The organism is Tepidibacter hydrothermalis, assembly GCF_029542625.1.
Classification (GTDB): domain Bacteria; phylum Bacillota; class Clostridia; order Peptostreptococcales; family Peptostreptococcaceae; genus Tepidibacter_A; species Tepidibacter_A hydrothermalis.
In genome coordinates this window covers 381,878-395,989 of sequence record NZ_CP120733.1, presented here as the reverse complement: position 1 = coordinate 395,989, position 14,112 = coordinate 381,878, and the positions used below count along the sequence as shown (strand labels likewise).

The 14,112-nt window shown below is 29.6% G+C and carries 12 protein-coding genes; 5 read left to right on the top strand and 7 right to left on the bottom strand.

Annotated features, from left to right (window positions below; translation table 11 throughout):
• Positions 1-174 precede the first annotated feature (174 nt).
• Together P4S50_RS01630 and P4S50_RS01625 are read left to right on the top strand one after the other, a co-directional pair.
• Positions 175-1,269 (top strand): GerAB/ArcD/ProY family transporter, encoded by a 1,095-nt coding sequence (locus tag P4S50_RS01630; RefSeq protein ID WP_277732771.1) that lies wholly within the window; start codon positions 175-177, stop codon positions 1,267-1,269.
• Between the two features lie 105 nt (positions 1,270-1,374).
• Positions 1,375-1,917, top strand: a complete 543-nt coding sequence (locus P4S50_RS01625) for a hypothetical protein (RefSeq protein WP_277732770.1) — start codon at positions 1,375-1,377, stop codon at positions 1,915-1,917.
• A 340-nt stretch (positions 1,918-2,257) separates the two neighbouring features.
• Here P4S50_RS01625 and P4S50_RS01620 read toward each other — a convergent pair whose 3' ends face one another.
• Entirely contained in the window at positions 2,258-2,797 is a 540-nt protein-coding gene (locus P4S50_RS01620; protein ID WP_277732769.1) for a hypothetical protein, read from the bottom strand.
• 127 nt (positions 2,798-2,924) lie between these two features.
• Between P4S50_RS01620 and P4S50_RS01615 the strand changes: the two genes are divergently transcribed.
• Positions 2,925-4,769 (top strand): leucine-rich repeat domain-containing protein, encoded by a 1,845-nt coding sequence (locus tag P4S50_RS01615; RefSeq protein ID WP_277732768.1) that lies wholly within the window; start codon positions 2,925-2,927, stop codon positions 4,767-4,769.
• Positions 4,770-4,825: 56 nt separating this feature from the next.
• On the opposite strand, the gene P4S50_RS01610 is transcribed toward P4S50_RS01615, so the two are convergent.
• Complete coding sequence (locus P4S50_RS01610; RefSeq protein ID WP_277732767.1) at positions 4,826-5,800, bottom strand: patatin-like phospholipase family protein; 975 nt, start codon at positions 5,798-5,800, stop codon at positions 4,826-4,828.
• Positions 5,801-6,071: 271 nt separating this feature from the next.
• Between P4S50_RS01610 and P4S50_RS01605 the strand changes: the two genes are divergently transcribed.
• Positions 6,072-6,548, top strand: coding sequence for a MarR family winged helix-turn-helix transcriptional regulator (locus P4S50_RS01605; protein ID WP_277732766.1), 477 nt, complete (start codon positions 6,072-6,074; stop codon positions 6,546-6,548).
• 2 nt (positions 6,549-6,550) lie between these two features.
• Complete coding sequence (locus P4S50_RS01600; protein WP_277732765.1) at positions 6,551-7,912, top strand: MATE family efflux transporter; 1,362 nt, start codon at positions 6,551-6,553, stop codon at positions 7,910-7,912.
• Between the two features lie 426 nt (positions 7,913-8,338).
• Here P4S50_RS01600 and hpdA read toward each other — a convergent pair whose 3' ends face one another.
• From hpdA to P4S50_RS01575, 5 genes are all read right to left on the bottom strand, one after another.
• The gene (gene hpdA / locus P4S50_RS01595) at positions 8,339-9,268 is read right to left on the bottom strand and encodes a 4-hydroxyphenylacetate decarboxylase activase (protein ID WP_277732764.1); all 930 of its coding nucleotides are present in this window, start codon (positions 9,266-9,268) and stop codon (positions 8,339-8,341) included.
• Positions 9,269-9,352: 84 nt separating this feature from the next.
• Positions 9,353-10,630: an MFS transporter gene (locus P4S50_RS01590; protein WP_277732763.1), complete on the bottom strand. Its 1,278-nt coding sequence runs from the start codon at positions 10,628-10,630 to the stop codon at positions 9,353-9,355.
• A 28-nt stretch (positions 10,631-10,658) separates the two neighbouring features.
• A complete protein-coding gene (gene hpdC / locus P4S50_RS01585; RefSeq protein ID WP_277732762.1) occupies positions 10,659-10,916 on the bottom strand; it encodes a 4-hydroxyphenylacetate decarboxylase small subunit in 258 nt (85 codons plus the stop codon).
• Between the two features lie 4 nt (positions 10,917-10,920).
• On the bottom strand, positions 10,921-13,644 hold the full coding sequence (hpdB, locus tag P4S50_RS01580; protein ID WP_277732761.1) for a 4-hydroxyphenylacetate decarboxylase large subunit: 2,724 nt from the start codon (positions 13,642-13,644) through the stop codon (positions 10,921-10,923).
• 123 nt (positions 13,645-13,767) lie between these two features.
• Positions 13,768-14,103 (bottom strand): hypothetical protein, encoded by a 336-nt coding sequence (locus tag P4S50_RS01575; RefSeq protein ID WP_277732760.1) that lies wholly within the window; start codon positions 14,101-14,103, stop codon positions 13,768-13,770.
• Positions 14,104-14,112: the final 9 nt, after the last annotated feature.

Genomic DNA, 14,112 nt, shown 5'->3' with positions numbered 1-14,112 from the left:
ACAAATTCTTATTCTTTAAAAATCATATTCTATTTACTAAGTTTTGAACTAACAAGACTCTCTTTGATTAATTTTATCAAATTTAGGAATACTATACAGAATAGAAATTATTTATTTGAATCATATAATTAAGTATTTTTAATAATATTCAATTATAATTTGGAGGACTGTATAGTGAATAAAGAAGTTATCTCTGATAAGCAAGGAATATACCTTATGATTATATTTATAATAGGTACTGCAGTATTAATAGTTCCAGGACTTGATGCTAAACAAGATCTATGGTTAGCTAATATTTCCGCAATGTTTATGGCTCTACCTATGGTACTTATATATGCTAGACTTTATTATCTTTTTCCAAGTAAAGATTTATTTGATATTATAGAGATTTGTTTCAATAAGTTTATCGGAAAGACAATATGTATATTATATGTATGGTATGTATTTCATTCAACATCATTAGTTCTACTTAATTTTGGTCTATTTGTCCATACAATTGCATTTATAAGAACTCCTAAAGTCATACCCATGATAGGCATTTCTATATTATGTACTTGGGTTGTAAAAGAAGGATTAGAAGTAATATCTAGATGTACAGAATTATTTTTGGAAGTACTTATGGCACTTGGATTTATTGTAGTATTATTGTTAATTCCTGATATAGATGTAAATAATCTTCTCCCTATTTTATATGATGGTATACAACCAGTTGCAGAGGGAGCTTTTTCGTCATTTTCATTTCCCTTTGGTGAAGTAGTAGTTTTTTCTATGGCTTTTTCTACTTTTAAAAAAATTAATTCTTCTTATAAAATTTATACATTGGGTTTGTTAATAGGAGGATCGATATTAACTGTAACTTCTTTAATTACTATATCTGTTATAGGAGTAAACATAGCTTCAAACTCATATTTTCCCGCATATAAAAGTATATCTCTAATAGATATTGGAGATTTACTCCAAAGATTAGAAATAGTAATGGCTATTGCATATACTTTGGGAGTTTTTGTAAAAATAAGTATATATTTATTGGCTACTTCTAAAGGAATTGTTAAACTATTCGGATTTAATAATCATAGATTTATAGTTACTCTAGTTTCTTTACTTATAATTAATTTATCCTACTTTGTACATGATAGCATAATGTATAACATGGAATGGACTTCAGAAATATGGACATATTACGCTTTTCCGTTTCAAGTTATTTTTCCAATTATTATATGGATAACTGCTGAAATCAAAAGAAAAAAATATAATAATCAAAATATGTGATTATATTTTTAAATATAATTTTGTAACCTTTTTGTAACTATATCAAGTAAAAAAAACACTATAATTAATACTATAAAACATTGAAAGAATACAGGAGGTTATATAATGAAAAAATTATTATTATGTTCAGTTCTAAGCTTAGGACTAATCTTAAGTGTAGGATGTTCAAAAAAAGAAGAAGTACAAAATACCCAAGACTCTAAACCTGTAACTAATGAATTAACTAATAACGAATCAGTAGATAAAGACGAGCCTAAAGATATAAAGGAAATAGTAATGAAGCAAGTAAAAATGATTGATAAAGAACTGAATACATATGAGAAAAAAGAAGTAAAACTTCCTCCAATAAAAGAAGGATGGGAAGAGCAAACACTTTGCCTTTGGAGTAAAGATGGATCACCAATGAAATTAACAGCTACAGAAGCAGATGATATAGGTAAAATGGATGGTTTATCTTCTGCTTACTTCAAAGATGGAAAGTTAATATTCTATAAAGCTCCTTTTTCAAATCACTTGTTTGAAAATGAGAAAATGATTCTTTGGATGGATGAGAATATGAATGTTTTAGATATACCTACTCAAAATGTAAAAAGTGCTGAAATAGGTATATTGAAAATAACTAAAGAACGTATTAGTGCTTTTAACTAAAACCATTTTCTATTTACCTAAAGCATTATATTGAAAATTTTATAAGTTTATATCCAAAATAAAGGGCATCAAAATACCGATCATGTATTAACGTTTTAATAAAGCTAAGAATTCTACCTTATTGAACATACTAAAAGTTCTAAACTCCCTAACGGTCAAACAACGAACTTTCTTAACGTATATTCAAACGGTATAATCCGAGTTTTATACAAAAATATTTAAATCATTCACTAACATTTTAATGCTCTTTATTTTTTAATTTCGATATTAAACTTCAACTATCTTTAAATGTATGCTCTTTTAAAAATCAATATAAAAAGCGTTAAACATATCTAAAAGATTAATTATTATCTCCATAATATCCATATACAATATTCACCATTGGAACAATGTAAAATACTCTATAAGTAACAATTGTTCTATTTGGCAAAATAAATTTTTCATCGTATTTTTTGAAATTCATAATAACAGAAATCTCGTTATTATTGTAGTCTTTCATACATCCTGTGTAATTTAAATTTTTTTCATTTAACGGTATTACACAATCTATATTCACAGGAATATTGAATGTGTTCTCAAATGATAATGTGTTTATTATAGTTTTTTCTAGAGATTTACGACTATCGCCATAATGATTTAGTATTATAGAACTTAATGCAAAATAAATACAACATAGAATACATATATTAGTTATTTTTTTTAATATATCTGTTCTATTTGATATATTACATATTAAAATTCTAATTATAAAAATACAAACTCCTAATACAATCCAATCTGATAATCTACTTGAAAAATCCTCAAGTAATCCAAAAACACCTATAATAAAATATAGTAATATTACAACTTTAAATAAAATTTTGATTCGATTCTTTTTCATATTGTTTCTCCTTTAAATTAAATCTAGTACTATTATTATTTAAAAATCAAATAATGATTTCGATATATATGTTATATATTGTATAATATTATATATTTGGAAATTATTATAGAAAAGGAGTTGTATTATGAAATTAAATTTCAAAACTTTATTATTAACTCTCATACTAAGTTTTTTATCTCTTTCTATATGCTTTGCTGATTCTATCAACGTGTATATAGATGATGAACCTTTAGTTATGGACTCACAACCTATAATTCAAAATGGGCGTGTTTTGGTTCCTGTTAGAGCTATCTTCGAATCTTTAGGTGCTAGTATATACTGGGATAGTAATACTAAAACCGTTATAGCTAAAAAAAACGATACCGAAATTGAATTAGTAATCGGACGTAATTACGCACTTGTAAACGATATTAAAGTAAATCTAGACTCACCAGCTATTATTAGTAATAACCGAACTATGGTTCCTGTAAGATTCGTATCTGAAAGCTTTAACTGTAAGGTATTTTGGGACTCTACAACAAAGAGCGTTCTTATAAAACCGAATTCTAATTTTGAAAAGAAAAATATAGAAGATACTGTTATTAATATACATGACAAAAATCTTGAAGACTCTATAAGATTTTATTTAGACAAACCAGAAGGAGATTTATTAAAGAGCGATTTAGAAAGCGTAGTTAAATTATCTATATCTGTTCCATCCGACAATACTTCTTCAAATTCTATAGACCTTGAAGATTTGAAATATATTCCAAATTTAGAGTGTCTTATTATAGAGCAAATGAATATATCAAATATAAATTCAATCAGTAATTTAAACTACCTAAACAGGCTTACTATTAGAGATTGTAATATATCAGATATATCATTTATATCTAATTGTAAATATTTAGATACTCTAAGGTTAGAATCTAATAAAATAAGTGATATTTCTTGTATCAAAGATTTAAAAATTTTGAGAGATCTAGACTTATGTGATAATCAAATTCAAGATATTTCTGCATTAAAACAATTACGCTACTTAGAAAATTTAGATCTTTCTTCTAATAAAATTATGGATATAAGCACTCTAAATAATCTTAAAAATTTAAAAGTACTATTTCTTGAAGAAAATAATATTACTTATGTAAATGCATTAAGTGACTTACAACATCTAGAAAGCCTCTATATTAGTTCTAACAATATAAAAGATATCAGCAGTTTTAACGCTTTAACAAATATTCATCGTTTATATATGTGTGAAAATCAAATAGAAGATATATCACCTCTTAGCTCTATTAAATACTTAACTGACCTTGATGCTTCATATAATTTAATTGAAAATATACTACCTTTAAATAATCTAAAAAACCTAAATACATTAAATCTTGACAATAATAATATACAAGATGCTTCAAGTTTATCTAATTTATCTAGACTTACAAGCCTACAGCTAGGATGTAATTATATAAATGTAGTTCCAGATTTTTCAACTCTTTATAATTTAAACGATTTAGATATATCATCAAATAAAATCAGTGATTTATCTAATATATCTAAATTAAAAAATTTAAAAGAACTAAACATTGGAGGTAATAATTTATCAGATATAAGTTTTCTATCTGATTTAAGCAATTTAACGTTTCTAAATATATCAGGAAATAATATAAGCGATATTTCATCAATTAGTACATTAACTAATTTAGCAAACCTTGATATGAGCATTAATTTTATATCAGATATAACACCACTTAGTTCTTTATCGAACCTTCATAGTTTAAGTATTGATAATAATAAAGTAAAAGATATAAGCCCTTTATCAAATATACATTCTTTAGTATACATAAGTATTATAAATAATGAAATTGATGATATAAGTTCTTTATCTAATCTTACAAACCTTGAATATTTCTGGTTTGATGAACACAAAATAAAAGATACATCATTGCTAGATAAATTACCTAATTTAAAAAATTCTAGTAAAGATGATTAATATTTCATAAAAATACTCTAGGGTTATATAACCCTAGAGTATTTTGCTAGATCATATTATTCAGCTGTAACTTCTATTTCACTTCTATATTCTTGTACATATTTATCAAAATCCCATTCTTTTAAGAATTTTTCAGTGCTTTCATATCCCGATCGATATAAGTCTAAGCTTCTTTGTTTTGATAAATCAAAGTCAGTTGTTCCTACTCCTAATGTTGGTATATCTATTGTTCTTGCTAAATCTTTATCTCTAATATATGAGTCCTCATTTTTACTGCTGAATACACAAGTACTAACTACATCAGCTGCATAATACAAGAAATTTGTTTTGCCTTGTGCTGTATAGTTTAACTCATTTTCATCAAGATTAAATCCAAATGTTGGATACTGCGGTCTACCTTCTGTATCAAATATCCATATAGGATAATTAGATATTATTCCACCATCTACTATAAAGCTAGTTCCTTGATTATGATTTAGCTTTACTGGCTCAAAGAAGAATGGAATACTCATACTCATTCTTACTGCTTTTGATATTTCAAATTCCATAGGATCTATTCCATACTTTTCAAGATCATCAGGTAAAATCAACATAGTACTCTTACTTACATCAGCACAAACTATTTTAAGTCTCGATTGTCCATCTACACAAACATCTTTGAACTTTATTTTTCCTTTTGTCTTAAGAAGATTATATATCCATTCTTCAAAGTAATCTCCACTATAAAGCCCTTTATCCATAAATAAGTTATATGCATGTGATGCTTTTTCAAATATATTACCTGAGCTAAGTATAGATATATTCTTATCTAAAAAATTATTGTAATCTGTATTAAGCATAATTTCTTTTACTTCTTCCCCTGTATAACCTACTGCTAAAAGTGCTGATATTATAGATCCTGCTGATGTACCAGCACACCTTTGAAGTTCATATCCTTCTTCTTCAAGTTTGCGTATTGCACCTACAAAAGCTACTCCTTTTACGCCTCCACCTTCAAACACTGCATCAAATTTTTTATTGTTACTTATCATTTCTACCATCCTCCATCATAATTTTATTTTGTTTTGGAAGACTAATTTCAACCGGTTGTTTCATCTTCTATAAATAAAATGTAGTTTTATGTCAAAAAGGTACACTTATTCTTTAAATTTTTTTGAATATATTTTAGTTGCACTCGCAACAGTTCTGTGTTAAAATTATTTTAGTTGCGATAACAACTAAAATAATTTTATGCTAATCGCATAGCTCATGGCGCCAACGAGTCCTACGGACTTTGTTGCTTAAAGTAAAGGAGAGATTAAATTGAAAGCTGAAGATAGACATATAATAGGCAAATCTATATCTATACTACACAGATATGGTCAAATATTTATTAATGGTGAATTTAAGGAATTATCAATAGGTAAAGGTCAATACATGATCTTGATATGCCTTTTTTATCACGATGGTATAACTCAAGATGATGTGACAAAAAAAATTAAAATAGATAAAGCAAATGTTGCACGTGGTGTTAAAAAATTAGAAGAAAACGGATATGTTATAAGACAAGTAGATCCAGATGATAAAAGAGCTTATAGATTACATCTAACTGAAAAGGCTATAAAAGTTAAGCCCTATATATATGAATCGCTTGCAAAATGGATGGATATTATAACAGATGGAATATCAGCTGATGAAATAGAACAATTCATAAACACTATAACAAAATTAACTATAAATGCATGTGAATACTCTGGAGACGTAAAGCTTGCAAATCATTTAAAAAGTAAGGAGCGATAAACATGAATGAACGCAATCAAATGCTAGAAACTGGTGATATCAAAAAAACTTTATTTAAGTTATCTATGCCGGCTATAATAGGACTTTTAGTAAGTGCCTTATACAATATAATAGACGGAATATTTATAGGTAAAGGTGCAGGGCCTTTGGCTTTTGGAGCACTTACTGTAGCCTTTCCTATACAAATGGTTATAACAGCAATAGCTCAAATGGTAGGAATGGGGGCCTCTTCTGTATATTCAAGAGCTCTAGGTGAAAAAGACTATGAAAAAGCAGAAACAGTAGTGGGTAATGCATTTTTATCTAATATAGTTTTAGGTCTTTTAATGGTCTCAATTGGTCTTATATTCATAGACCCTATACTTTTATTATTCGGTGCAACAACCGAGATAATGCCTTATGCTAAAGATTATGTAAGTGTTATATTAATAGGAAGTATATTCAATCAATTCGCTATGTCTACTAACTCACTTATAAGAGCTGAGGGAAATTCAAAGGCTGCAATGTTTACAATGCTTGTAGGTGCTGTACTTAATACTATACTAGACCCTATATTTATATTTGGTTTTGGTATGGGAATTAAAGGTGCTGCAATAGCTACATCATTAGCTCAATTTTGCTCATTCCTATTTGTAATATTCTACTTAAAAGGTGATAAGACAAATATGAAACCTAAGGCTCATCATTATAAGCCTAATAAGAATATATTAAATCAAATATTTTCAATAGGATTTTCATCTTTTGCAAGACAAATTGCTAGTAGTTTTGTAGCTATACTTTTAAATCACTCGCTTAAAATATACGGTGGAAATGATGCATTTGCAATTTATGGTGCAGCCTTTAAAATATTAATGTTTTTAATGATGCCTTTATTCGGTATAGTTCAAGGACTTCAACCACTCGTTGGCTATAATTATGGTGCTCGTCAAATGCATAGAGTTAACAAATCCATCAAATATGCTCTAATAGGAACTACAGCATTTGCAGTTACATCTGTATTATTTGGTATGTTATTTCCAAAGCAGCTTATGGGACTATTCTTAACTGATCCAGAACTAGTAGATGAATCAGCTACTGTTCTTAGAATAATACTTTTATTCATGCCAGTAATAGGAATTCAGTCAGTAGGAGGATCTGTTTATCAGTCCATCGGTAAAGCTATTCCAGCACTTGTATTATCTGCATTAAGACAGGTAATATTATTTGCTCCACTACTTATTATTTTACCTAGATTGATAAATCCACCACTTTTAGGTGTATGGATAACATTCCCTATGTCAGATGCTATATCAACTTTAATAACAGGTATAATGCTAAAAAAAGAAATGAATCTTATGGCAAAGCAAAATAAAGAAGTCATATAATTTCTAGCTGATAAATCGATTTATCGCATAACCAAGAGAATACTATATGCTTAATCACAAAATAAATGACATTAAAATACCGATAATGTTGTAAATATTTTTAATTAAACTACGAATTCCACCTTATTGAATATCCTAAAAGTTATAAACTCCCTAGCGGTCAGACAAATAACTTTCTTAACGTATATTCAAACGCTGTAATTCAAGTTTTATACAAAACGTTAAATCATTCTCTAACATTTTAATGTCATTTATTTTTTAATTTTAGATTTTAATCTATGAATGTGTTTTAAATATGGTAAGTTTGAATCTTATGATATATTAAATACTATTAAAACTCTCTATGAAAATGTTAGTGAATATTTTCATAGAGAGTTTTGATAACCCACCTAGCCCCCAGATTTCGTTTATACGAAATCTAAGTATCTAAAATGCAGTATCATGCCCTATATAACATGCAATTTCATTCTCTAAGAATAAATCCTGTATTTCTTCAAGCTTTTTAGGATCTGTTCCCTCTTCATCCTTGTATTTATATTCTTTTCCAAGTTGTCTCCACTTAGATTCTCCAAGTCTATGAAATGGAAGTATATTTATTTCAAACAAATCATTTTCTTTCATAAATTGAATTGTGTCAGTTATATTTTCATATGTGTCATTAAAATTTCTTATAACAGGCATTCTAAGAATTAATCTACCCTTCCAATCACTCTCTTTTAATGTTCTAATGTTGTTTAAAATAATGTCATTATATACTCCAGTTTTTTGTCTGTGCATATCTCTATTGATATGTTTTACATCTATAAATGCAAAATCTATATAATCCATAACATTTAAAAATGTTTCATTATCTTTATATGCTGTTGTTTCAATTGCAGTGTGTATATAATTATTCTTACATTCTTTCAATATCTCTATCAAAAAATCACTTTGAAGTAATGGCTCACCCCCACTAAAGGTAACTCCTCCTTCACTACTCCAAGAATGAGAGTCTCTTGTAAGTATTTTCATTATTTGATCAACACTATATTCTTTACCACACACCTTGAATCCATCATAATAACACTTCAAACTGCACTCAAATGTATCACAATCTTTACATATATTCCAATTTAATTTAGGCATATCATCAAATGTCAAACCTCCATGAGGACATGCATTTTCACAAATAGTACATCCTTTTTTATATTTGCAACTATTTTCACTAAACATTATATGAGGCTTTAAAATCCAACTTTCAGGGTTTGCACACCATTCACATCTTAGAGGACATCCATTCATAAAGACTGTAGTCCTACATCCTGGCCCATCATGTACCGAAAAACTCTGTATGTCAAATACTATTCCCTTGTCCATTTTAATCCCCTCACTTTCACTTTGGGTAAATTTAAAAATAACAAGTCAGTATACTAGTATATTGACTTGTTATTTTTTAATATCTTAATCTTTATCTATAGATAATGGAAGAAGCATTGCCACTATGGCAGATATTACAAATGATGCCATGGCAAACTTTAATGAATTATAATAACTTCCAGATATGTCATATAAATAAGCTCCCATAAAACTTCCAAGTGCGGGTCCTATTCCCATAACTATAAGAGTTGACAGTCCCCATATCTTACCGAAAGTCTTGTTTCCATAAACAGATGCTGCATATCCTGCAACTCCACCAGGTTCAATCGCCCAGTATACAGCAAATACTATACAAGATACGATGCTAAGAGTTAATGCACCTTTTCCTACCATCAAAGCAAGACAAGCTATAACACCTGTTATAGGTGCAAATATCAACATAAATTTTCTACCCTTAGTTTCATGGTTTAGCTTTGTTACCATCTTATCTGCTACAACTCCCATTAAAGGCATTGTGAGTATTCCAGCTATACCTATTACTACATAAAGATTTGTAGCCGTAGATAAAGATAAATCACAATCTGCCATCCAGTACTTTACAATCTGAGTCCAAACTAAAAATTCTGCAACCATACTAGTTAAAAATGCTATTATAGCACCCCATATAGGGAATGTAGAAAAAGCTTGCTTTATACTCCATTCTTTATCATTAACATTATTTTTCTTAACTTTTAATGTATCCATACCAAAAGGTTCAAGTCCATAGTATTTAGGATTTTTCTTTGCAACTAAAGTAGCTATTATTAAAGCTATTAATACTACAAGAGATAATATTCTCATAGCAAATCTCCAGTCCATAGTTGCAAGAACCTGTTTTGCTCCAAGACTTAGTACAACCTGTGCAACAGGAGCTCCCATAAAAGCTATACCCCACATAGTTGCATATGCCTTACCTACATACCATTTTCTAACAGATACTGTTGATGATACCCATAGCATACCAGTTCCTATTCCTGCAAATACAGCATATGGAATCAAGTATGACATATATGTTTTAGCAAAGCTTGTTATCAAAAATCCTAGAGAACCACTTATAGCACCTAAAAAATACGCAGGCTTAGTTCCCCATTTATCAATTATCATTCCACTAAAGAATGCAGTTACTGCATAAACGCTCATCATAAGTGAATAACCTAGAGTTAATTCAGATGCACTCCAGCCAAGATCCTTTGCCATAGGTCCTTGAAGTACAGAAAAAGTAGCTCTATAACCGAACAAACAAAATACTGCAAGCCACGATGCAAGAACTACCATGTACCCTAGGTGTTTTGCTTCCTTTTCACTTACTCTGCTCTCTAGCATTAAGTATCAATCCTTCCAATTTGCTATATTATTTTTTTAATTCGTGTGAGCTACAAGTTATAGCATTTAAATCTCCATATGTCCAATTATCTTTATCAAGACCTGTGCACATTCCTAGTTCATCTTTATCAGAGTTTTTAAAGTGAGAACAATTTCTACATTTAGGACATAGTTCAAATGCTTCACATACATCAGAATCTATATTTATTATATTTCCTGTAATTCTACAAATTCCCTTTGCAGCATCCATAGGTGAAAAATTTAAACAATCATTGTGTTTTAACATATCTCTACACTCCTTCATATTCTGTTCTTGAAATAACTTCATCTTGAATAGGCTTACCTATCTCACACCAGTATTGTGTAAATCCTGCAACTCTTACCATAAGATCTCTATAATTATCAGGATTTTCTTGTGCATCTCTTAACACCTTAGAGTCAACTATATTGTATTGTATATGGAACCCACCTTTTCTCATATATGAGCGTGTTAAATCTAATAGATGCTTAGTTCCTTGCCCTCCTCTTAATGCACTTGGATGTATCTTCATATTCATCTGAGAGTTTTGAGAATTTGAATGATCCCAAACTGTAGCTGATTCAAATAAAGCATAAGGTCCATTTTTATCAGTTCCAGGGTAAGCTGACATTGAACCATCTGAATAGGTTGTTCCTGCAAGTCTTCCATCAGCTGTAGCAAGCGTTGCAGCACCTTGTGCTCCATGAGTTGAAACTGATATTTGACAAGCATACATAGGTTTTGCATAAAGTGACATAGCATTCTTTGACATACTACAGAACCAATCCTCATATCCCTTAAGGATATTATCTGCATAAGGATTGTCATTTCCGTATTTAGGAGCCATTAAGCATTCTCCATATATATCATCATATTTTCCACTAGTATCTACTTTTTCTTGATCCATCATTGAGAAATTTCTTGTTTCAAGAGCATTTCTAAATCCAAAGTTATTTATAATGGCACTTTCTAAATCTTTAAGAGTGAACTTCTTATCATCGTACACTATCTTTTTAATTGCAGCTAATGAATTTACCATAGTTACAGTTCCACAGCTTTCAACATTAAATGTAGCATTATATTTATATCCCATATTACCAATGTGTTGTCCTTTAGATAGACAATCTGGCTTTAAGAAAGAGTTTACAACTGACATATTCTGTTTACGCCATATATCATGCTGTACATTATTAGTTTTAGCTAAAACATCAACTGCCTTTTCATAATACATCTTGAATGTATCAATTAACTCTTCATAAGTCTCAAGCTTTCTATTGTGAGGCTCAAATACCTTAGTTCCTGTTCTGTTATCTACTCCATTAGTAAGTACTAACTCTAATACCTTAGGATTTGCTACAAAGTGAACACCAACGCTTGTAGGTTGACCTGCGCCTCCAGGTATTTTATATTTCTTACCGTTTAAATCAAGTTCTTTCCAACAACCTGGCGATGTTTCAAGACATCCTCCTATTGCAAAAGATCTAGCTTCTTCAATAGTCATTCCCTCAGGTGAATATTGATTCATCATGAATTCTATTCCGCCTCTATTATTCATCCAAGCCGGATACCCTGCACCAGTTTTATCACATTCTATACATTTTAATAAGAACTTCTCTGGAAGTTTCTCATCATAAAGAACTGATAAAGTAGGTTGAGGTGTTGAGCACGTTATACCCGCTTCAACTATCAGCATCTCAAGATCATTAGTAGCTGATTGTCCATCAGGAGTAAGTCCACCAAGACTTAAGTTATTAAATGTATTTCCTGATAAAACTCCTCCAACAACTCCAGTTGATGCAAAACAGTCTATACATGTAATTTTTATTCTATATAATTCTAAAAGTTCTAATACTTCTTCCTTAGTTATCTTTCCTGCTTCAATATCTTGTTCATACCAAGGATATAGTACTTGACCTAATCTTCCTATTGATAATCCAGATATAGCATCTTCATTTAAAACTGAAATATGTAGGGTATATGATAATTGAAGTGCTTCTCTGAATGTAGCTGGTTTTTTATGAGCTATATTTTCTAAACAATTAGCTATCTCCATGTACTCTTTTTTATCTTCTTCATTCTTAGCTATTTTTTCAAGTCTTCTTGCATGCTTTGAATAATTTAATATCCAAGTTTGAATACCTTCTATAGCATGGATTACAGCATCATAGAAATAAAGTCTGTCCATACCTACTACTCCATCTCCACCTGCATTTCCAGCAACCTCATCCTTACATTCCTTAGCCATCTCTATAAGTTTGTCAAATCCATATTGAAGAGGATAATAATAATTTATTACTTCTCTTCCTTGAGGTAGAGTAAATCCTGAGTCAAACATACAAACCAAACTTCTCATTATATTTTCTTTAACCTCATAATCCGGAACCATTTTCTCGTATTTATGTCCTAAATCCTCAACTGACTTTCCTACCCACTCATTTGCAACTTTTAGAAGAACTGGAATTTCTTCTTTTCTCATTCCAAACTTACCAGCAATAGAAACTACATTTCCAAAGCTCTTTGTAACATTTCCTCCACCATTTCCAAATTCACTTAACTCTCCAGAACTTGCGCTTCCTGTTTCAAGAGCTGCTTTGTATAGTTCACTTTCTTTGGCTACGAAGAAGCTTTCGGAAAGCCATGGCATAGGAAAAGACCCTCTATAATTATAAGTCTTTTGCATAACAAGCTTCTCACCAGGAATAATATTTGGTGTAAGTCTTGAAAAAGCTTCTTTTAAAGCAAGAGCTCTTCTAACTACTGTAATCTCACCTTCAAGCTCATTAAACTTACGGTTGTACCAATAAGGAAACTCCATATTAGCAGTTGATAATGTATTATAAAATATATCCCTTAACCTCTTAGCTCTTGGAGTTGGTTCTTTTTTTACCTCTCTATCAACCATCTCCTCAGGAGCACTTCCTCCGTACTGATAATTAATTGATAATCCTTTAGAAGCCAAAATATCAGCGAGCTTCATTTTTTTACTATCATCCATCTAACTTACCCCCTTGTAAACTGACTTGCTCTATATATGTATATGATTCTACTTTTTGATTAATGCATTAACTACTTTGAGGACAAAAAAAATCCTCCTTGGATTGTCCAAGAAAGATTCAAACTACATATCTTTATGCTTTTTATAAATTAATTGATTTATGTATATCAGTATTAAAAAAGATAAAAATACCCATATTCCTTTACTATATAAATTAAAAGAGTTAACAGCGAACCCATATATTAATGCAAATATGCCTGAATTTAAGTAACTATAGAACTGATATGTAAAATATCCTTCCTCACTTTTAAATTTCTTACTTCCAAATACAATTTCACCATTATCATTTTTCTTTAAAAATTCTAGAAGTTTCTTTTGTCTTCTTTCAGACTTTTTAACAGAAAAAGCATATGCAATACTTATAACCCCCACCAACGCAAATATAAACCCACTCATCATAATATCAAC